Source organism: Streptomyces sp. NPDC006655, from assembly GCF_040703965.1.
Classification (GTDB): domain Bacteria; phylum Actinomycetota; class Actinomycetes; order Streptomycetales; family Streptomycetaceae; genus Streptomyces.
Genome location: NZ_JBEYJU010000034.1, coordinates 48,457 through 67,151, shown reverse-complemented (window position 1 = coordinate 67,151; position 18,695 = coordinate 48,457). Strand labels below are relative to the sequence as shown.

Here is an 18,695-nt window from a genome sequence, read left to right as displayed (position 1 = left end):
TCTCGGCGGGGCGGTGCCGTTCAAAGGGCCTCCAGCGCATCCCTGAGCCTCTTCAGCAGCGCGATGTCGGGGTCGGTGACCGGGGGGAGCCGGGGTGGCGCGGGGGTCGTGGTGCGCCCCGGGACGAGGAGCCCGGCCGCCGCCAGCCGACGTACGTCCACCAGCGTGTGGAAGGCCGGCCGGCCCAGTTCCCGGGCGATCTCCGGGGCCGTGCGGACGCCGTCCACCCGGCGCAGGACGGCCCGCTGGCGGGGCGTGACCGGCGGGGGCGCGACCGGGTCGGCCCGGATCAGCGGCGCTTCGTCGGTGGCGGGGTCGGGCCAGACGCGGTGCAGCAGTTCGCGGCGGCGCCGGGTCTCGCGTTCGAGCGCGGCGACCGGCACGGCCCGCAGGGGGCTCGCGGCGGCCGGGGTGCCGTAGCGGAAGCGGCCCGGGGTGCTGCTGGGGGCGAGCGCGAAGTACCCGGCGTCGTACAGCGCGCCGAGCCGGCACACCTCCAGGGCGCCTCGGGGCAGCAGGCCGGCGGTGAACAGCCGGTGGGTGGCCGCGGCCATGTCCTCGGTCCAGGGCCAGGCCGCCGCGTCGAGCGTGCCGTGGGCCGTGAGGAGCACGTCGAGGCCGGGGGCGAGAGGGCTCTCGGCGTGCACCACGCGGCCCTCGGCCAGGTGCAGGGTGCCGTGCTCGCGGACCAGGACACCGGTGGCCCGCTCCTCGGCGAGCCGTATCAGCATCGGGGACAGCGCGCCGGGCGCCCGTTCGGGTGCGGTCGCCCGGTCCCGGACCGGCAGCGGCGGAGGTGTCCTGACCACGGTCATCCCAGCACCAGCCGCTCGGCCATCTCGCCGAGCCGGATCCGGGCGAGGGCCAGATTGCCGTCCTCGCGGGCCAGCCACAGGTGCAGGAAGACGGTGGCGTCGAAGGACGTCACCACGAACCGCAGCAGGTGGTAGCTGTCCCGGTTGCTGACGATCAGGTCCTCCACCGGGGGGCTGATCTCGGTGTCGTCGTCCGTGCTGAACGCCCCGTGCTCGGCGGCCAGCCGGGCCAGCTCGGCCGCCTCCGCCGCGGTGGTCTCGTGGTCACCGCCGGGCGCCTCCCCGACCGTGCCCAGGGCCAGTCCGCTGGTCCAGTCGACCAACGCCGCACCCCGCGCACCGGGCAGTCGCATCGCTTCCAGTAAGCACTCGTCGATTCCGGGCACCGTGGCTCCCCTCCCGCCGCCTGGGACTCCGGTTGAGTGACGCCGACACTACGCATCGTGTGCGCGAGGGGTGAGTCGTTTGGCATTTTCCAGTGGAACATGCGTCCGGCAGGCTAGTGTTGGTCAACTGAGCTGCTTTTCGCACCAGTTGATCCCTGTGTCCCAGCTGTCTCAACGGCTCCCTGTTGCACGCAGGGTGGTGAGCGCGTCGGCGTGCGCCCCTCCGGATTCGGCCACGATCTCCGTGACGGACTGCGGCTCGCGTACGACGGCGAACGCCACGCCCCCGCCGCCGTCCGGCACGAAGCCGTAAACCGCCGGTCTGGCAAGGGAGTTGTAGGAGTAGTGGCTGCCGAAGTAGTACGCGCCGGTGTCCAGCGCCGCCGCGAGGTCGCCCTGCTCCAGAGGCGGCAGCGCGCGTCCCTCGGCGAGCAGGTCGCCCGAGAAGCAGGCCGGCCCCGCCACGTCCTGCACCACCGGCGCCCCCTCCTTGGGCCGCCCCTTGCCGTCGTAGGCGGCGATCCTGAGCGGCCAGGCCGCCGGCACGTACACCGTCCGCGGCGCCACCTGCACCCCTGCGTGCGTCACCGCGATCCGCCGGCCGCCGGACCTCTTGACGTACTCCACCCGGGCCAGCACCGTCCCGTGCCGGGCCAGCAGCGACCGCCCGAACTCGGTCACCAGCCCGTACCGCCCGTCGAACAGTCCCGGCACCACCTCCGCGAGCAGCCGCGCGTACTGCCCGTACGTCGGCTCGGCCGCCTCCGACTCGAAGGTGACCGACAGCCCGCCCCCGATGTCGAGGGTGTCGATCTGCCGCCGCCCGACACGCGCGTTGACCTCTTCCGCCAGCGCGTACGTCTCCGCCACCCCGCGCGCCAGCAGCGCCAGCGGGATCCCCTGCGACCCGGTGTGCGCGTGCAGCCGCGTCAGCCACGGCCGCTCGGCGAACGCCCGCACCACCCACTCGCGGGCCCCCTCGTCCCGCAGTCCCACCCCGAACTTCGAGGTCGCGGTGGCCGTCGACGTGGCCTCGATGGTCCCCGCCCCGATCTGCGGGTTGACCCTGATGCCGAGCGGCGAGCGAGTGCCGCCGCCGCTGTCCCGCAGCGCGTCGATCCTGGCCAGCTCCTGCGGGTTGTCCGCGTTCACGGCGACGCCCAGCGCCAGCGCCTCGCGCAGCTCCGCGCCGGTCTTCGCGGGCGCGTCGAACACCGTCCGCGCCACCGGCACCCCGGCCGCCCGCGCCAGCGCCAGTTCGCCCGCGCTGGCCACCTCCGCACCGAGGCCCTCCTCGGCCAGCAGCCGCACCACCGGCACCAGCGGGTTCGCCTTCACCGCGAAGGCGTGCAGGATCTCCGTCCCCGGCGCCGCCACCGCCGCGAACGCCCGGCGCAGCGCCGCCGCCGACGCGCGGATGCCCGTCACGTCCAGCAGTCCCACGATCGGCGCCTGCGACCCCAGCAGCCCCTGCTCCACCGCGGCCCGCACGGCGTCGTCCCGCCGCGCCACCCGTCCGCCGTCGTCCTCGCGTCCGTCCACGACGTCCCCCGACATGTCGTCGTCCACACCCTTAAGACCCATAAGTCCAGCCAAACATCCCGGGGGCGGCCGGTGTCGCCGGACCGATGTATTGACTAGTTCTATTCAGGGGGTCAGGATGTGAATAACCATAGGAACACGAGGACTGATCCGCTGGGAGGCAGACCATGTCAGGACCCCGCCCCGTACGAGCACCGCGCGGTACGGAACTGAGCGCCCTGGGATGGCAGCAGGAAGCCGCCCTGCGGATGCTGCAGAACAACCTCGACCCCGAGGTCGCCGAGCACCCCGACAAGCTCGTCGTCTACGGCGGCACCGGCAAGGCCGCCCGCGACTGGCGCTCCTTCGACGCCATGGTGCGGACCCTGCGCACCCTCAAGCAGGACGAGACCATGCTGGTCCAGTCCGGCCGCCCGGTCGGCGTCATGCAGACCCACGAGTGGGCCCCGCGCGTCCTCATCGCCAACTCCAACCTCGTCGGCGACTGGGCCAACTGGGAGGAGTTCCGCCGCCTGGAGGCCCTCGGCCTGACCATGTACGGCCAGATGACCGCCGGCTCCTGGATCTACATCGGCACCCAGGGCATCCTCCAGGGCACCTACGAGACCTTCGCCGCCGTCGCCGCGAAGAAGTTCGGCGGCACCCTCGCCGGCACGATCACCCTCACCGCCGGCCTCGGCGGCATGGGCGGCGCCCAGCCCCTCGCGGTCACCATGAACGACGGCGTCGCCCTCTGCATCGACTGCGACCCCCGCGCCATCGAACGCCGCATCGAGCACCGCTACCTCGACGTGAAGGCCGACAGCCTGGAGCACGCCCTCCAGCTGGCGGTGGAGGCCCGCGACGCCCGCCGTCCGCTCTCCATCGGCCTGCTGGGCAACGCCGCCGAGCTGCTGCCGCGGATGCTCGCCGAGGGCGCCCCCGTCGACATCGTCACCGACCAGACCTCCGCGCACGACCCGCTGTCCTACCTGCCGGTCGGCGTGGCCTTCGAGGACATGGCCGACGCCGCGGCCAAGGACCCGGCCGGCTTCACCACCCGTGCCCGTGAGTCCATGGCGAAGCACGTCGAGGCCATGGTCGGCTTCCTGGACGCCGGCGCCGAGGTCTTCGACTACGGCAACTCCATCCGCGGCGAGGCGCAGCTCGCGGGCTACGAGCGGGCGTTCGCCTTCCCCGGCTTCGTCCCCGCCTACATCCGCCCGCTGTTCTGCGAGGGCAAGGGTCCCTTCCGCTGGGCCGCCCTGTCCGGCGACCCCGCCGACATCGCCAAGACGGACAAGGCGATCCTCGACCTCTTCCCGGAGAACGAGTCACTCGCCCGCTGGATCAAGCTGGCCGGCGAGCGGGTCCACTTCCAGGGACTGCCGGCGCGTATCTGCTGGCTCGGCTACGGCGAGCGGGACAAGGCCGGCGAGCGCTTCAACGACATGGTGGCGAGCGGCGAGCTGGCGGCCCCGCTGGCGATCGGCCGCGACCACCTCGACTGCGGCTCCGTGGCCTCCCCCTACCGGGAGACCGAGGCCATGCTGGACGGCTCCGACGCGATCGCCGACTGGCCGCTGCTGAACGCGATGGTGAACGTCGCCTCGGGCGCGTCCTGGGTCTCCATCCACCACGGCGGCGGGGTCGGCATGGGCCGGTCCATCCACGCGGGCCAGGTGACGGTCGCCGACGGCACGAAGCTCGCCGGCGAGAAGATCCGCCGGGTCCTGACCAACGACCCCGGCATGGGCGTGATCCGGCACGTGGACGCCGGGTACGACATCGCGGAGTCGGTCGCTGACGAGCGGGGCGTGCGGGTGCCGATGCGTGAGGGCGAGTCGGCGTGACGAACGGCGACTCTTCGGCGGGGGCCGAGCTCTCGCCGCCCGGTGCGGGTCCGGCTGTGCGCAGTGGAGACTCCTTCCACGAGATGTGGCGTGAGCTGCTCCCCGTCGGCCGGCACGCGGAATCCCGTGGCTACCGGCGGTTCGCCTGGACCGGGGCCGACGCCGAGTGCCGGGCCTGGTTCCGGGAGCAGGCCGAGGCGCGCGGACTCGTCCACGAGGTCGACCGGAACGGGAACCAGTGGGCCTGGCTCGGGGACCCCACCGCCGGGGACGCCGTCGTCACCGGGTCGCACCTGGACTCCGTGCCGGACGGCGGCGCCTTCGACGGGCCCCTCGGTGTCGTGTCCTCCTTCGCCGCGCTCGACGAACTCCGTGCGCGCGGCGTGGAGTTCACCAGGCCCCTCGCCATCGTCAACTTCGGCGACGAGGAGGGCGCCCGGTTCGGGCTCGCCTGTGTCGGCTCACGGCTCACCGCCGGACAGCTCACCGTCGAGCAGGCGCACCGCCTGACCGACGCCGACGGGGTCACGCTGCCCCGCGCCATGGAGGCCGCCGGCCACGATCCCGACGCCATCGGCGCCGACCCCGAGCGGCTCGCCCGCATCGGTGCCTTCGTCGAACTGCACGTGGAACAGGGCCGGGCGCTGGACCTGTCCGGCGACCGGGTCGGCATCGCCAGCGCCATCTGGCCGCACGGACGCTGGCGGTTCGACTTCCGGGGGGAGGCCAACCACGCGGGCACCACCCGGCTGGCCGACCGGCGCGACCCCATGCTGTCGTACGCCGAGACGGTGCTCGCCGCCCGCCGCGAGGCCGAACTCGCCGGTGCCGTCGCCACCTTCGGCAAGATCGCCGTCGAGCCCAACGGCGTCAACGCCATCCCCTCCCTGGTGCGCGGCTGGCTCGACTCCCGCGCCGCCGACCAGGCCACCCTCGACACCGTCGTCGGCGGCATCGAGCAGGCGGCCCGGGAGTACGCGCGGGCCCAAGGCATCGACCTCGACGTCGTTGGGGAGTCCTTCACCCCCGTCGTCGAGTTCGACCACGCCCTGCGTGACGAACTCGGCCGCATCCTCGGCAAGGACACCGGTCTCACTGTGCCCGTCCTGGGCACCGGCGCGGGACACGACGCCGGGATCCTCTCCGGGAGCGTCCCGACCGCCATGCTGTTCGTACGCAACCCCACCGGCGTCTCGCACTCCCCGGCCGAGTTCGCGGCCGAGGACGACTGCGTGGCCGGGGTGAACGCGCTCGCCGACGTACTGGAAGGGCTGGTCCGCGCGTGACGACACGGACGACGTACTGGTTGGAGTACGCCTGGCTGGACCCGAACGTCGAGCCCGGCGTCACCGTGGAGGTGGCCGACGGACGGATCACGGCGGTGCGGACCCAGGCGCCCGCCCCGCCGCCCGGCGCCGAGGTGCTGCGCGGCCTCACCCTTCCCGGCCTGGCCAACGCCCACTCGCACGCCTTCCACCGGGCCCTGCGCGGCACGGTCCAGGTCGGCTCCGGGACCTTCTGGACCTGGCGCGAACTCATGTACTCCTTCGCCGACAGGCTGACCCCGGACACCTACCACGCGCTCGCCCGCGCGGTGTACGCCGAGATGGCGCTGGCGGGCGTCGCCTGCGTCGGCGAGTTCCACTACGTCCACCACGCCCCCGGCGGCACCCGCTACGCCGACCCCAACGCCATGGGCGAGGCACTGATCGCGGCCGCCGCCGACGCCGGGATCAGGATCACCCTCCTCGACACCGCCTACCTGTCCTCGGGCATCTCGAACCGGCGCGGCGGCGAGCCGCCCAACACCCACCAGCTGCGCTTCTCCGACGGCAGCGCACAGGCGTGGGCCGAACGCTGTTCAGTTCTCAAGGAACGGGATCACGCACGGATCGGAGCGGCGATCCACTCCGTACGGGCGGTGCCCGCCGAGCAGTTGGCGACCGTGGCCGGATGGGCCGAGGAACGGCGGGCCCCGCTGCACGTGCACCTGTCCGAGCAGACCGCGGAGAACGACGCATGCCTGGCCGCCCACGGCGTCACCCCCACCCGGCTGCTCGCCGACCACGGCGTCCTCGGCCCGCGCACCACCGGCGTCCACAACACCCACCTCACCGACGAGGACATCGCCCTGCTCGGCGACAGCAGGACCGGCACCTGCATGTGCCCGACGACCGAACGGGACCTGGCCGACGGCATCGGACCCGCCGTCGCCCTCCAGCGCGCGGGCTCCCCGCTCTCCCTCGGCTCCGACAGCCACGCCGTCATCGACCTGCTCGAAGAGGCGCGCGCCATGGAGCTGAACGAGCGGCTGCGCACCCGCACCCGGGGCCACTGGACGGCCGCCGCGCTGCTGCGCGCCGCCTCCGCCGACGGCCACGCCGCCCTCGGCTGGGACGACGCCGGCGCCATCGAGACCGGCATGCTCGCCGACCTGACGACGATCGCCCTCGACTCGGTCAGAACGGCAGGACCGCTGCCCCGACTGGGCGCCGAGACCGCCGTATTCGCCGCGACCGCGGCGGACGTGCGGCACACGGTCGTCGCGGGACGTCACGTCGTACGCGACGGCGCGCACACGCTCGTACCGGACGTGCCGACAGCACTCGCGGACGCGATCGACGCCCTCCGCGCCTGACGACCCTCCACGAGGACACCATGAGCAGCAGCACCGCCATCACCAACATCGCCACGCTGGTCACCAACGACCCCTCCCTCGGTGACAACTCCCCTCTCGGTCTGGTCCAGGACGCGGCCGTCGTCATCGAAGGCGACCGTGTCGTGTGGACCGGTGAATCCAGCAAAGCACCCGCCACTGACAACCGGGTCGACGCGGGCGGCCGGGCGGTGCTGCCGGGCTTCGTGGACTCCCACTCCCACCTGGTCTTCGCGGGCGACCGCACCCAGGAGTTCAACGCCCGGATGTCCGGTCGCCCGTACACCGCGGGCGGCATCCGCACCACGGTCGCGGCGACCCGGGCGGCGACGGACGAGGCGCTGGAGCGGAACCTCACCCGCCACCTCGCCGAGGCGCTCCGCCAGGGCACCACCACCTTCGAGACCAAGTCGGGCTACGGCCTGACGGTCGAGGACGAGGCGAGGGCCCTGCGCATCGCCGCCGCCCACACCGACGAGGTCACCTACCTCGGCGCGCACATCGTCCCCCCGGACCACGCGGACGACCCGGCCGCCTACGTCTCCCTCGTCACCGGCGAGATGCTGGACGCCTGTGCCCCGTACGCCCGTTGGATCGACGTCTTCTGCGAGAAGGGCGCCTTCGACGGCGACCAGGCCCGCGCGATCCTCACGGCCGGCCGGGCGAAGGGCCTGACCCCGCGCATCCACGCCAACCAGCTCTCCTACGGCCCCGGCGTCCAGCTGGCCGTGGAACTGGACGCGGCGAGCGCCGACCACTGCACCCACCTCACGGACGCGGACGTCGACGCCCTCGCCCAGGGCCGGACCGTCGCCACCCTGCTCCCCGGCGCCGAGTTCTCCACCCGGGCCGAGTGGCCCGACGCCCGCCGTCTCCTCGACGCGGGCGTGACCGTCGCCCTCTCCACGGACTGCAACCCCGGCTCGTCCTACACGTCGTCCGTCCCCTTCTGCATCGCCCTGGCCGTCCGCGACATGCGCATGACCCCCGACGAGGCGGTCTGGTCGGCCACGGCGGGCGGCGCGGCGGCCCTGCGCCGCGACGACATCGGCCGCCTCACCCCCGGCGCCCGCGCCGACCTCCTCCTCCTGAACGCCCCCAGCCACGTCCACCTCGCCTACCGCCCGGGCGTCCCACTGGTCGGGGCGGTGTGGCGGCGGGGCATGCGGGTGACGTGACCGGACCGCTGGTCCGGCCGTTCTCGCTGCGCACCTCGGCCTCCCCCTTCCGGGGGGCGTGCAGGGCTTCCTGATGCCGGTCACGGTCTCGGCCGTGCGACCTCAGGCGGATCCCGCCTGCCAGCGCTGGGCCGTGCTGTCGTCCGCCGGGGTGAGGGCGAGCTGGTCGGGGCCGGACGGGGTGAGGGCCGTCTCGAGGGCGATGGCCGGGTGGATGGCGCCGTCCGGGTCGACGGTGAAGCGGAGGTTGATGCCGTGGTCGCCGTCCACCGAGGAGCAGTGCCAGATGCCGACGCCGTTGTCGACCGAGCCCCGGCTGTCCAGGCAGAAGTCGGGATCCGCGGCGGACTGCACGACACCCCGGTCGGTGTCCACCCGCCAGCGCTGGGAGGCGGCGCCCGAGCAGGGGGCGGTGACGGCGTCGGTGCCGTTGTCGAAGTCGGCGTCGCGCACGTCCAGGCAGCGGCCGGTGGCGGCGTTCACCACCTGGGCGTAGGCACCGCCCGGCGGCTTCGGGGCGGGAGAGGAAGAGGGGGCGGGAGAGGGAGAGCTCGAGGGCGAGGAGGGGCGGGACGAGGGAGGGGCGGACGCGGATCGGCTCGCAGTCGGGCCGGCGGACGGGCGGGCGGGCGTGGGGGAGACGGTCGCCGTCACCGTGACCTGCGGGGCCGCCGCCACCGGATCACGAGGGTGCGCGACGGGACGGTCGAGGAGAAGGAGCAGCAGCGGTACGAGGGCCACGCCCAGGGCCGCGGAGGTGAGCAGCAGCCGTCGGCGGGACGGGCGCCGGCGTCCGGGCCGCGGCAGGGGCGCGGCGGGCGGCGCCGAGGCGGGGTGCCGGCGTGCGTACGCCGTACCGCCCCACGGCAGCAGCCCCTCGGCCAGCGCCTCGCGCGGGGTGTCGCGGAGCGCGACGAGGTCCTCGAACGCCGCCGTGCAGTGCGGGCAGCGGGCCATGTGGGCGTGCAGGTCGGCGCTGTGGCGAGGGCTCTCCGGGCGGACCGCCTCCTCGATGAGCCGGCGGAAGTCCGCGCAGCGCGGGTCGTCGGAGGCGGCCAGCCGGGCACGGAGGCACGCCTGCGCCAGCGACTGGAGGGCGGGCGGGACGCCGTACCGGACGTCCTCGGGGGTCAGGCCGAGGTGGGCGGCGGTCCGGGCGTCGGGCTCCCGGTCCAGCACGCCGTACCAGAGCAGGCCCTGGGCGCGCGGCGGGAGGGTCTGGAACGCCGTGAGGAGGGGCGGGGCCGGTGGCCCGGAAGCGCCCGTGGCGTTCAGGACGAGCAGCAGGGCGGGGTCCAGGGCGGCGGCGCGCTCGTCGTGCGCCCAGTCGGCGGCCAGCCGTGCGGTCAGCAGGAGCAGATGGTGGCGCAGGGGTACGACCGGCTCGGCGCCCCGGGCGATGTCGCGGGCGGCGCCGGTGAAGGTCTCCGCGGTGAGCCGCCGGGCCGCCGCGTCGCCGGTCGTGCAGTGCAGGGCGTATGCGAGGACCGCGGGCTGGTGGCGGGCGCGCAGTTCCTGGAGGGCCGGAAAGGCGGTGGCGGTGGGGGTGCGCAGGAGTTCGGTCAGGCGCGCGTCCGGCAGAGCAGGGTCGCCTGGTGTCATGCCTCACCCCTCGGTGCCGCGTCCCTTCCTGACGTACCGGCCAGTCTGGAGGGTGCGCGGGGGCCGTGGGGCGCCTTTGCCGAAAGTGCTGCGCGTGCAGCACGTGCAGCACGCGCCGAGAGCGCCCGCAGCCCGCAGCCCGCAGCCCGCAGCCCGCGGCCCGCGGCCGTGGTCGGCCGACGGGCGTCGAACGTCGGGCGGGCGGGCGCCGGGCGGGCGTCGGTCCTACTCCTCCAGCGTCAGCGCCTTGCGCAGCCGGACCAGCGTCCGGGACAGCAGCCGGGACACGTGCATCTGGGAGATGCCGAGTTCCTCGCCGATCTCCGACTGGGTCAGGCCCGCCACGAAGCGCAGCGAGAGGATCCTGCGGTCCCGGGAGGGGAGCTCGGCGATCAGCGGCTTGAGGGACTCGATGTACTCGATGCCCTCCAGGCCGTGGTCCTCGTACCCGATCCGGTCCGCCAGCGTGCCCTCGGAGTCGTCCTCGTCGGGCTGCGCGTCCAGGGAGGAGGCCGTGTACGCGTTGGCGGCCGCCATGCCCTCGACCACCTCTTCCCTCGAGATGCCGAGGCGTTCCGCGAGTTCCGCGACCGTGGGGGAGCGGTCCAGCTTCTGGGCCAGTTCGTCGCCCGCCTTGGCCAGGTCGAGCCGCAGTTCCTGGAGGCGGCGCGGGACCCGTACCGACCACGACGTGTCGCGGAAGAAACGCTTGATCTCGCCGATGATCGTTGGCATCGCGAAAGTGGGGAACTCGACGCCGCGGGACAGTTCGAAGCGGTCGATCGCCTTGATCAGGCCGATGGTGCCGACCTGGATGATGTCCTCCATCGGCTCACTGCGGGAGCGGAACCGGGAGGCGGCGAACTTGACCAGCGCGAGGTTCAGTTCGACGAGTGTGTTGCGCACGTACGAGTACTCGTACGTGCCTTCCTCCAGCGACTCCAGCCGCTCGAAGAGGGTCTTGGACAACGCGCGCGCGTCGACCGCGTCGACCTCGTCGTAAGGGGGGATCTCGGGCAGGTCCGCGATCAGTCCCTCGATGGCATCCAGTTGTTCCGGTGGGGGTGTCGACGTCGCCGTCCGGGTATGCGAGGCGTCGAGCCGGGGTGACATGGTGTCCTCCATCGTTCTCGGCATATGGCTGCCGAAGCCGTGCGTGCACTGCGGTGTGCGGCGCCTCCAAAGCCGGCCGTGTCGGTTTAGGTGTCCGTACTAGCCCTACCCGCTTCGTCGAGCCCATCGCAAGTCCGTTCTATTGTGATTTGTCCAGTTAGGGGGGGTTGTTCGGGTGTCGGAGTCCGTGGAGAAGGCGTAATGTTCGAGGGCGTCGGCATGGCGTTCGGCAGACATCGGCGAGCATCGTCAGGCATCGGTCAGACGGTGACAAAGCGGTCACAACCTCGGGAGAGAGACGGCAATGGACCACGGGACGGTCGGCAGCGCACAGTCGGGCCGGCTTCTGGTGGAGGTGCGAGAAGAGGGTTCCAGCGCCGTGGTGACTCCGGCTGGTGAGCTCGATCACCACACCGCGGATCTGTTGCGCGAGCCACTCGACGATCTCCTCGACAAGGGTTTCTCACGCCTCGTCGTCGACTGCTCACGCCTCGAGTTCTGCGACTCGACCGGGCTGAACGTGCTGCTCGGCACCAGGCTGCGGGCCGAGGCGGCGGGCGGTGGTGTGCACCTCGCCGCGATGCAGCCCGTCGTCGCCCGGGTGTTCGAGATCACCGGGGCCGAGGCGGTCTTCACCGTCCATGACTCCGTGGCGGCGGCTCTGGCCGACGGGACCGACGGCGGGACCGACGACAAGACCGGCGACGAGGGCTGAGTCCTGTTCCCTGCCGTCCGGAACCGGGGGGTGTTCCCGCCGATCGGTCGGGCAGGAGTGATTCTGGATCTGTCGGCGCCCGGCCCGGGCACGCCCGAGGGCATCAGGCCGACAGGACCGTACGAAACTGCAACAACGCGAATTCTGAATCGTGAACCGGTGAAACGGTGAGGTGAAGCGCTGATGAGCACCACCCGGCCTTACCCGCCGGGCGACCGCGGCCCGGAGCCCAGCGGCGCTTCCGGGATGTCCGAGACGGCGGCGTCCGGTGTGCCGCCCGCCTCGTCGGGGGGTCGTCAGGTCCGCAGTGTGCGCCTCGAAGGGGAGAGCGGGGTGGTGCCGCTCGCCCGCGACTTCACCCGCGAGGCGCTGCATGCGTGGGGGTGGCTGCCGGCCGCCACCGCCGACCGCAGAGCCGCCGCGGAGGATGTGCTGCTCGTGGTGTCCGAGCTGGTCACCAACGCCTGCCTGCATGCCGAGGGGCCCGACGAGCTGTTCCTGGCCTGCGACAACAAGGTGATCCGGGTGGAGGTGTCGGACCGCGGGAACGGTCAGCCGGCGCCGCGGACCCCGCACCGCGCGGGGCGGCCCGGGGGGCACGGGATGTTCATCGTGCAGCGGCTGTGTCTCGACTGGGGGGTCGTACGGACGCCGGGGGCGGCCGGGAAGACCGTCTGGGCGGAACTCGGGGCGCCGGCGTAGGGAGCCCCGCTCCGTCGGCACCCCCACACTTCCGCCACGCCCTTTCTCTTCCCTCCTCTTGAGCCCCGGCGTACCTTGACGGCCCATCTGATACGCCGTCAGGAACGAGGTGGACCGTGCCGTCCTCCCAACGAACCGCCGCGCTCGCGTCCGCCGCCGCCCTGGCCGGCTCGGCGGTACTGCTGGCCGCCCCGGCCGCGCACGCCACCGTCGTCGACGTCGACTACCAGTGCCAGACGCCGATCGGCCAGAAGAGCGCGGTCTCCCCGATCGACATCAAGGGCGTCCGCAGCGGCAGCGGCTACACGATCACCATGTCCTGGCAGAAGGGCGTCTCCTCCAGTCCCGTGGAACTCGGCAAGGGCGCCATGAGCCCGAGCGCCACCATCACGCTGGGCGGCGCCGAGACCGGGACCCTGAACGTCACCGGCCCCGCCAACCAGGCCGCGATCCCCGCCAACACCCCGATCAAGATCAGCGACCTGAGCGGCACCTACACCCCGAAGAAGTCCGGCAAGGTGACCTTCACGCCGGGCACGCTCGTCATCAAGGCGCTCGGTACGACGACGACGTGCAACCCCACCAACCACCCCGGACCCGCCCTGACCCTGGACGTGACGGCGTCGGGCGGCGGTTCGAGTGGCGGCTCGAGCGGCGGTTCGAACGACTCCGGCTCCTCGTCCGGCGGCTCCGGCTCCTCGTCCGGCGGCACGGGCACCGACTCCGGCGGCACCCTCCCGAAGACCGGCCCCGAGGACTCGTTCGTCGCGCTCGGCACCCTCGGCGGGACCGTGCTGCTCGCGGGCGCGGCCGGCACCCTCTGGCTGACCCGGCGGAACCAGACCGCACGCCGCTGACCCACCGGGTCCGACCGCTGGAGCCGCCCATGCCACCCACCCGCTCCGCACGCCCGCACCCCCCTGCGGAGCCCTCCCGCCCCACGTTCCCCGCGCAGCTCACCCGGCCCACACCCTCAGCGAGGCCGGTCCGGGACGCGCTGCCCGCGGAGTCCGCCCGTCCCGCGCCCCTTCCGCGCTCTGCGCAGCGCCTGAGCTCTGCGCACCCCGCGCACCCCGTCGGTGCCATCTGCCCCGCGCACCCCGTCGGTGCCATCTGCCCCGCGCACCCCGTCGGCGTCGGCTGCCCCGCACATCCCGTCCGCCCAGGCTGCCTCGCGGCCCCCCTCAGGCCCGTCCGCCCCGCGTCCCCCGGCCGGATCGCTCTCCGTGCTCTCGGGCTCGCTGGGGCGGTGCTGTTCCTCGTCGCTCCGCGTGCGGTGGCGGTCGGGGGGTGGTCGGTAGGGCCCGGGGGCGGTGGGCGGCCCTCCTTCTACGCCGAGGGCGTCCCGGGGGCGGTCCTCCAGGACACCGTGTCGGTGACCAACCCCGGCCGGCACCCCGTGACGGTACGGCTGACCGGTACGGGGGTCCCGGTCACCCCCGCCGAGCGGAGCGTCCGCGTCCCCGCCCGCACCCGTGCCGACGTCCCCTTCACACTGACCGTCCCGGCGGACGCGGCCCCGGGCGACCGCTCCGGCGCCCTCGTCGCGAAGGACGCCGACGGCCGCACCGCCACCGTCCGCATCCGGCTGCGCGTGGGCGGCCCCGCCCTGACCGCCCTGACCCTCGAACACCTGGCCGTCCACGGTGACCGCATCACCTACGAGCTGGTCAACCGGGGTACGACCGCTCTCGTACCGAAGCTCGCGGTGCACGTCGACGGGGTCTTCGGCCGGGTCCTCATGGACCGCGCCCCGCGCACCCTCCCGGTCCGCCTCGCCCCCGGCACCCGCACCGAACTGAGCGAGCCGTGGCCCGGCCGGCCCGCGCTGGACGCCGTCCACGTCCGGCTGACGGCGACGGCGGCCGGCGGCGCGCACGCCACGGCGAGCACCCGGGCCCACTTCGTGCCCTGGGGCGCGGTGGCGGGGACCACGGCCGCGCTGACGGCGGCGGCCGCCGTGACCGTCGTACGACTGCGCGGACGCCGTGCCCAACCGGTGGCCGAACTCCATTCCCCGGACGTCGAGCTGACGGGAGCAGCGAGGTGAGGGCGCGAGCGTTCCTGGTACTGGCGGCGGTGTTCGCGCTGCTGATGACCCCCCTGGCGGCGGCCGCCGCCGTCGGGCCGGCCGTCAAGGTGTCCACGGCGCAGGCGGGCACCGGGGGTTCCGTCACCGTCAGCGGGACCGGCTGGCGCCCGGGCACCCTGCTGATGATGCTGATCTGCGGCCAGGCCACCCCGGCCCGGGGCGTGATCGGCGGCACCAACTCCTGCGCCAACTCCGCCGGACGGGCCGTCACCACCGACGCGGACGGCCGCTTCAGCAGACAACTCCCGGTAGCCGAACCGCCGGTGCCCTGCCCCTGTGTCGTCCACGTGGCCACCGTGACCGGCGCCCCGGCCGACGCGGACACCGCCTTCCAGGTCGCCGGACACGCCGTGAAGCCGCTGCCCGTCGCGACCACCGGCGGCCGCCTCTCGATGCTCACCGACACCCGGCTCGAGGGCTCCTCCGGGCTGCTGACCTGGTTCGGCGCACCCCCCTCCCGCACCCTCGTCTTCACCATCGGCAACGCCGGGTCGACCCCGCTCAAGGATCCCGTCTTCCAACTGGGCACCGCGCACGGCCTGTTCGCACCCCAGTGGGACGAGCAGCAGTGGCACGGCACCCTCGCGCCCGGCAAGAAGGCCCAGATCAAGCTGCCCTTCGAGCTCTCCGCGGGGGCTCATGGCGACTACACCGTCTCCCTGAAGTACGACGGCAAGGTCCTCGCCGAACAGCCCTGGGGCGTCGGCCGCCCCTGGGGGGTGACCCTGTTCTGGCTCCTGCTCTGCGTGGTCGTACCGACCGCCGTCTTCCGCGTCGGCATGGCCGTCGTGGACCGGGTACGCCCGGCCCGCGCCCACCGGGCGGCACCGCGCCCGGCCTTCCGCGTCCCCCGCCTGCGACGCGCGCCCGCGCCCGACCCCGGGCCCGCCACGACCTCGACCCTGCCGTGGTTCACCCCGGACGACGATCCGGGCGCGACGGCCGGTCGGCTCTCCGCACCGCACGACGACAGTCCGGCGAGTCCCAGGACTCCCACGCCACCCACGACTCCCACCACGAAAGGACCCACGTGATCATGCGAAGGAGAGTGACACCGGTCAGAGCGGGCGCGGCGGCGGCCGCATTGGTCCTCGGCGGGGCAGGTGTCCTGCTCGGCGTGGCCGCCGGTACCGCCCAGGCCGCCGAGGTGTCGTACGCGACGCACTGCGTTCCGCCCGCCGGGGTCGCCGACCCGATCGACGGGACCACGAAGGTCGAGATCACCGCGCCCGCCACCGCCAAGGTCGGCGACACGGTCGACGTCACCTGGAAGTTCGTGCAGGCCGCGTCCAAGAACCCGAACATCATCGATCTGCCCGCCGACACGGTCCAGCCGTCCGGCACCCTCAAGGCGGCCGGCGCCCAGAGCGCCGACATCGCGATGCAGGGGCCGCGCAAGAACCCGGCGATCCCCAAGGGCGGCGACATGGTGCTGTCCGACATGACGGGCACGCTGAAACTGACGTCTCCCGGCGAGGTGACGCTCACCCCGGACGCGTACACGGTCAACGCGTACGGCACGAACACCGTGTGCACCCCCTCCGCGCCGGTCCCGAAGGCGGCGACGATCGAGGTGACCTCAACCGGTTCGACCGGCTCGGCGAGCCCGACGGACACCGCGTCCGCCTCCCCTTCCACCTCCACCTCACCCTCCGGCCCGGCGAGCCCCTCCGACTCGGCGTCGGCGTCCGTGTCGGCATCCGCGTCCGCGTCCGCCTCCGGCGGCACGGGCGGCGGCCAGACCGACTTCACGGGCAAGGAGGTCGACATCCCCTACGCCTGCAAGACGCCCATCGGCGACAAGAGCGCGACCTCTCCGGTGCAGATCAACGCAAAGAAGGACGGCGGCCGTTTCGACCTCACCGTGCAGTTCAAGAAGTCGGTGATGGACAGCCCGGTGGACATCCCGGCGGACTCGGTGAAGCCGTCGATGGAGGTGGTCCTGGGCGGCGCCGACAAGGGCACGGTCCATGTGGAGGGCCCCACCAACTCCGCTGCGATCAAGTCCGGCGCCCCCATCGAGATCCCGGACCTGACGGGCGCCTACACACCGGGCGCGAGCGGTACGTCGACGCTGTCACCGGGCGTCCTGACGGTCCAGGCCCTCGGTACGACCACGACGTGCACGCCGACGAAGACGGAGGTCTCCCTGACCCTGGACACGACACAGCAGGCGGGCGGGGCGTCGGGCAGCACGTCGACCTCAGGCGGCTCATCGTCATCGAGCAGCGGCGGCCTGGCAGAGACCGGTGACAACAGCAATGGCGCACTGAAGGCGCTGGGTCTGGTGGCGGGAACGGCGATCCTGCTGGGCGGCGCGGTGTTCACCTTCATGCCGAAACGAAGGACGCGATGAGAAACCCAGGGGCGCGGGGAACTGCGCGCTCAGCCCCCACAAACCGTTAGCCGAAAACGTAAGAGGGCCACCGGAATCCGAAATCCCGGTGGCCCTCCGTCAGAAGACGATCAGTGAACGTCGCCCATCAGCTCGCGGACCTTCTTCCGGTACATCCACACGGCCACACCGGCCAGTACCGCCAGCACCGCCTGGAGCGCCACGATCCCCGTCTTGTTCAGGTCGACCCCGGCGATCGACAGCAAGCCGGTCGTCGCGTCACCCGCGGTCACCGCGAGGAACCACACACCCATCATCTGGGACGCGTACTTCGCCGGAGCCATCTTCGTCGTCACGGACAGACCCACCGGGGACAGCATCAGCTCACCCACGGTCTGGACGAAGTAGATCCCCACCAGCCACATCGCCGCGGCCTTGTGACCGCCGTCGGCGATCGACAGCGGCGCGAGGAACAGGAAGAACGACGCACCGATCAGCACCAGGCCACCGGCGAACTTCACGGCCGTGCTCGGCTCCTTGCCCCGGCGGGCCAGCGCCAGCCACGCCCAGGCGAACACCGGCGCGAACGCCATGATCATGACCGGGTTGACGGACTGGTACCAGGAGACCGGGAAGTTCCAGCCGAAGATCGTGTTCTTGGCGGACGCGTCGGCGAACAGGGAGACGGTCGAGCCACCCTGGTCGTAGATCATCCAGAAGACCGCGGCGGCCACGAAGAACCAGATGTACGCGCTCATCTTGGACTGCTCGGCGCGGTCCAGGTCCTTGTCCCGCTTGATGCGGGCGATGACGAACACTGGGATCAGCAGACCGGCGATCGTGATCGGGACCAGCAGCCAGTTCAGCGTGTAGACGCCGGAGACACCCACGACGAGGTAGAAGACCGCGGCGACGGCGGCCCAGAGGCCGGCCTTCGTCAGCGTCGCCTTCTTCTCCGCGGCGGACAGCGGCGTCGGGACGATGTCCGAACGCGAGCTCAGGTGGCGGGTGCCCAGCAGGAACTGGGCGAGGCCCAGCGCCATGCCGACCGCGGCCAGCGCGAAGCCGAGGTGCCAGTTGTAGCTCTCACCGACGGTGCCGATGACCAGCGGCGCGGCGAACGCGCCCAGGTTGATGCCGATGTAGAAGAGCGTGAAGCCACCGTCACGGCGCGGGTCGTCCGGGCCGTCGTACAGGTGGCCGACCATCGTGGAGATGTTGGCCTTCAGCAGACCGGAACCGATCGCGACCAGGCCGAGGCCCGCGAAGAACGTCCCGGAGCTGGGCAGCGCCAGCGTCAGGTGGCCGAGCATGATGACCGTACCCGCGACGGCGACCGTCTTGCGGGGGCCGAGGACGCGGTCGGCGAACCAGCCGCCCGGCAGGGCGAGCAGGTACACGAGCGACAGGTACACCGAGTAGATCGCCGTCGCCGTGGCCGCGCTCATGTGCAGGCCGCCGGGAGCGACCAGGTACAGCGGGAGCAGGGCCTTCATGCCGTAGTAGGAGAATCGCTCCCACATCTCGGTCATGAAGAGAGTGGCCAGTCCGCGGGGGTGGCCGAAGAAGGTCTTCTCGGAACCGGGGGTGCCCGGTCGGACCGAGTCCTTCGTCAGGCTGGACGCCATGGTCGTTCCTTGCTGGTCGGAGCGCGCGGCGGGGCTTTGCGCGCCCGTGGGGGGAGCGGCCGGCACCGGCGGGTCGGACCGTCCACCCCACGCCCAGGG

At 72.8% G+C, this 18,695-nt stretch carries 16 protein-coding genes; 10 read left to right on the top strand and 6 right to left on the bottom strand.

Translation table 11 applies throughout. From position 1 onward, the window contains the following. Nucleotides 1-20: 20 nt before the first annotated feature. The 3 genes from AB0958_RS21175 to AB0958_RS21165 form a co-directional block, all read right to left on the bottom strand. Nucleotides 21-815, bottom strand: coding sequence for a transcriptional regulator (locus tag AB0958_RS21175; RefSeq protein WP_366891988.1), 795 nt, complete (start codon nt 813-815; stop codon nt 21-23). Continuing rightward, entirely contained in the window at nt 812-1,201 is a 390-nt protein-coding gene (locus tag AB0958_RS21170; protein ID WP_132893850.1) for a hypothetical protein, read from the bottom strand. Before AB0958_RS21170 ends, AB0958_RS21175 begins: the two co-directional genes overlap by 4 nt. Nucleotides 1,202-1,372: 171 nt before the next feature. Then, nucleotides 1,373-2,758 (bottom strand): diaminopimelate decarboxylase, encoded by a 1,386-nt coding sequence (locus AB0958_RS21165; RefSeq protein ID WP_366892011.1) that lies wholly within the window; start codon nt 2,756-2,758, stop codon nt 1,373-1,375. A gap of 152 nt (nt 2,759-2,910) precedes the next feature. On the opposite strand from AB0958_RS21165, the gene hutU reads away from it, so the two are divergent. The 4 genes from hutU to hutI all read left to right on the top strand — a co-directional run bounded on the left by hutU (nt 2,911) and on the right by hutI (nt 8,409). Next, on the top strand, nt 2,911-4,575 hold the full coding sequence (gene hutU / locus AB0958_RS21160) for a urocanate hydratase (protein WP_366891987.1): 1,665 nt from the start codon (nt 2,911-2,913) through the stop codon (nt 4,573-4,575). An 83-nt stretch (nt 4,576-4,658) separates the two neighbouring features. Then, nucleotides 4,659-5,861, top strand: coding sequence for an allantoate amidohydrolase (locus AB0958_RS21155; protein ID WP_366892010.1), 1,203 nt, complete (start codon nt 4,659-4,661; stop codon nt 5,859-5,861). Next, nucleotides 5,858-7,213 (top strand): formimidoylglutamate deiminase, encoded by a 1,356-nt coding sequence (locus AB0958_RS21150; RefSeq protein WP_366891986.1) that lies wholly within the window; start codon nt 5,858-5,860, stop codon nt 7,211-7,213. The genes AB0958_RS21155 and AB0958_RS21150 overlap by 4 nt, the downstream gene beginning before the upstream one ends. 20 nt (nt 7,214-7,233) lie before the next feature. Further along, on the top strand, nt 7,234-8,409 hold the full coding sequence (hutI, locus tag AB0958_RS21145; protein WP_366891985.1) for an imidazolonepropionase: 1,176 nt from the start codon (nt 7,234-7,236) through the stop codon (nt 8,407-8,409). 102 nt (nt 8,410-8,511) lie between these two features. Here hutI and AB0958_RS21140 read toward each other — a convergent pair whose 3' ends face one another. Both AB0958_RS21140 and AB0958_RS21135 read right to left on the bottom strand, forming a co-directional pair. After that, nucleotides 8,512-10,011, bottom strand: a complete 1,500-nt coding sequence (locus tag AB0958_RS21140; protein WP_366891984.1) for an RICIN domain-containing protein — start codon at nt 10,009-10,011, stop codon at nt 8,512-8,514. Nucleotides 10,012-10,236: 225 nt separating this feature from the next. Further along, nucleotides 10,237-11,124, bottom strand: coding sequence for an RNA polymerase sigma factor SigF (locus tag AB0958_RS21135; RefSeq protein ID WP_366892009.1), 888 nt, complete (start codon nt 11,122-11,124; stop codon nt 10,237-10,239). A 304-nt stretch (nt 11,125-11,428) separates the two neighbouring features. Between AB0958_RS21135 and AB0958_RS21130 the strand changes: the two genes are divergently transcribed. From AB0958_RS21130 to AB0958_RS21105, 6 genes are all read left to right on the top strand, one after another. Then, nucleotides 11,429-11,839: an STAS domain-containing protein gene (locus AB0958_RS21130; protein ID WP_366891983.1), complete on the top strand. Its 411-nt coding sequence runs from the start codon at nt 11,429-11,431 to the stop codon at nt 11,837-11,839. 183 nt (nt 11,840-12,022) lie between these two features. Next, complete coding sequence (locus AB0958_RS21125) at nt 12,023-12,541, top strand: ATP-binding protein (RefSeq protein WP_366891982.1); 519 nt, start codon at nt 12,023-12,025, stop codon at nt 12,539-12,541. A 116-nt stretch (nt 12,542-12,657) separates the two neighbouring features. Continuing rightward, complete coding sequence (locus AB0958_RS21120; RefSeq protein WP_366891981.1) at nt 12,658-13,398, top strand: LPXTG cell wall anchor domain-containing protein; 741 nt, start codon at nt 12,658-12,660, stop codon at nt 13,396-13,398. A 392-nt stretch (nt 13,399-13,790) separates the two neighbouring features. After that, entirely contained in the window at nt 13,791-14,591 is an 801-nt protein-coding gene (locus tag AB0958_RS21115; RefSeq protein ID WP_366891980.1) for a hypothetical protein, read from the top strand. A gap of 44 nt (nt 14,592-14,635) precedes the next feature. Beyond that, nucleotides 14,636-15,667 carry a hypothetical protein gene (locus AB0958_RS21110; protein ID WP_366892008.1) on the top strand — a complete coding sequence of 344 codons (1,032 nt, stop codon included), beginning with the start codon at nt 14,636-14,638 and terminating at the stop codon, nt 15,665-15,667. A gap of 2 nt (nt 15,668-15,669) precedes the next feature. Next, a complete protein-coding gene (locus AB0958_RS21105) occupies nt 15,670-16,989 on the top strand; it encodes a hypothetical protein (protein ID WP_366891979.1) in 1,320 nt (439 codons plus the stop codon). 110 nt (nt 16,990-17,099) lie between these two features. Here AB0958_RS21105 and AB0958_RS21100 read toward each other — a convergent pair whose 3' ends face one another. After that, a complete protein-coding gene (locus tag AB0958_RS21100; RefSeq protein ID WP_366891978.1) occupies nt 17,100-18,596 on the bottom strand; it encodes an oligopeptide:H+ symporter in 1,497 nt (498 codons plus the stop codon). Nucleotides 18,597-18,695: the final 99 nt, after the last annotated feature.

What these genes read in the sequence shown, in the direction of transcription:
- AB0958_RS21110 (WP_366892008.1), top strand. Translation starts at nt 14,636, where the DNA reads ATGACCCCCCTGGCGGCGGCCGCCGCCGTCGGGCCGGCCGTCAAGGTG.
- AB0958_RS21135 (WP_366892009.1), bottom strand. Translation starts at nt 11,124, where the DNA reads ATGTCACCCCGGCTCGACGCCTCGCATACCCGGACGGCGACGTCGACA.
- AB0958_RS21165 (WP_366892011.1), bottom strand. Translation starts at nt 2,758, where the DNA reads ATGTCGGGGGACGTCGTGGACGGACGCGAGGACGACGGCGGACGGGTG.
- AB0958_RS21140 (WP_366891984.1), bottom strand. Translation starts at nt 10,011, where the DNA reads ATGACACCAGGCGACCCTGCTCTGCCGGACGCGCGCCTGACCGAACTC.
- AB0958_RS21100 (WP_366891978.1), bottom strand. Translation starts at nt 18,596, where the DNA reads ATGGCGTCCAGCCTGACGAAGGACTCGGTCCGACCGGGCACCCCCGGT.
- AB0958_RS21125 (WP_366891982.1), top strand. Translation starts at nt 12,023, where the DNA reads ATGAGCACCACCCGGCCTTACCCGCCGGGCGACCGCGGCCCGGAGCCC.
- AB0958_RS21175 (WP_366891988.1), bottom strand. Translation starts at nt 815, where the DNA reads ATGACCGTGGTCAGGACACCTCCGCCGCTGCCGGTCCGGGACCGGGCG.
- AB0958_RS21105 (WP_366891979.1), top strand. Translation starts at nt 15,670, where the DNA reads ATGCGAAGGAGAGTGACACCGGTCAGAGCGGGCGCGGCGGCGGCCGCA.
- AB0958_RS21155 (WP_366892010.1), top strand. Translation starts at nt 4,659, where the DNA reads ATGTGGCGTGAGCTGCTCCCCGTCGGCCGGCACGCGGAATCCCGTGGC.
- hutU (WP_366891987.1), top strand. Translation starts at nt 2,911, where the DNA reads ATGTCAGGACCCCGCCCCGTACGAGCACCGCGCGGTACGGAACTGAGC.
- hutI (WP_366891985.1), top strand. Translation starts at nt 7,234, where the DNA reads ATGAGCAGCAGCACCGCCATCACCAACATCGCCACGCTGGTCACCAAC.
- AB0958_RS21130 (WP_366891983.1), top strand. Translation starts at nt 11,429, where the DNA reads ATGGACCACGGGACGGTCGGCAGCGCACAGTCGGGCCGGCTTCTGGTG.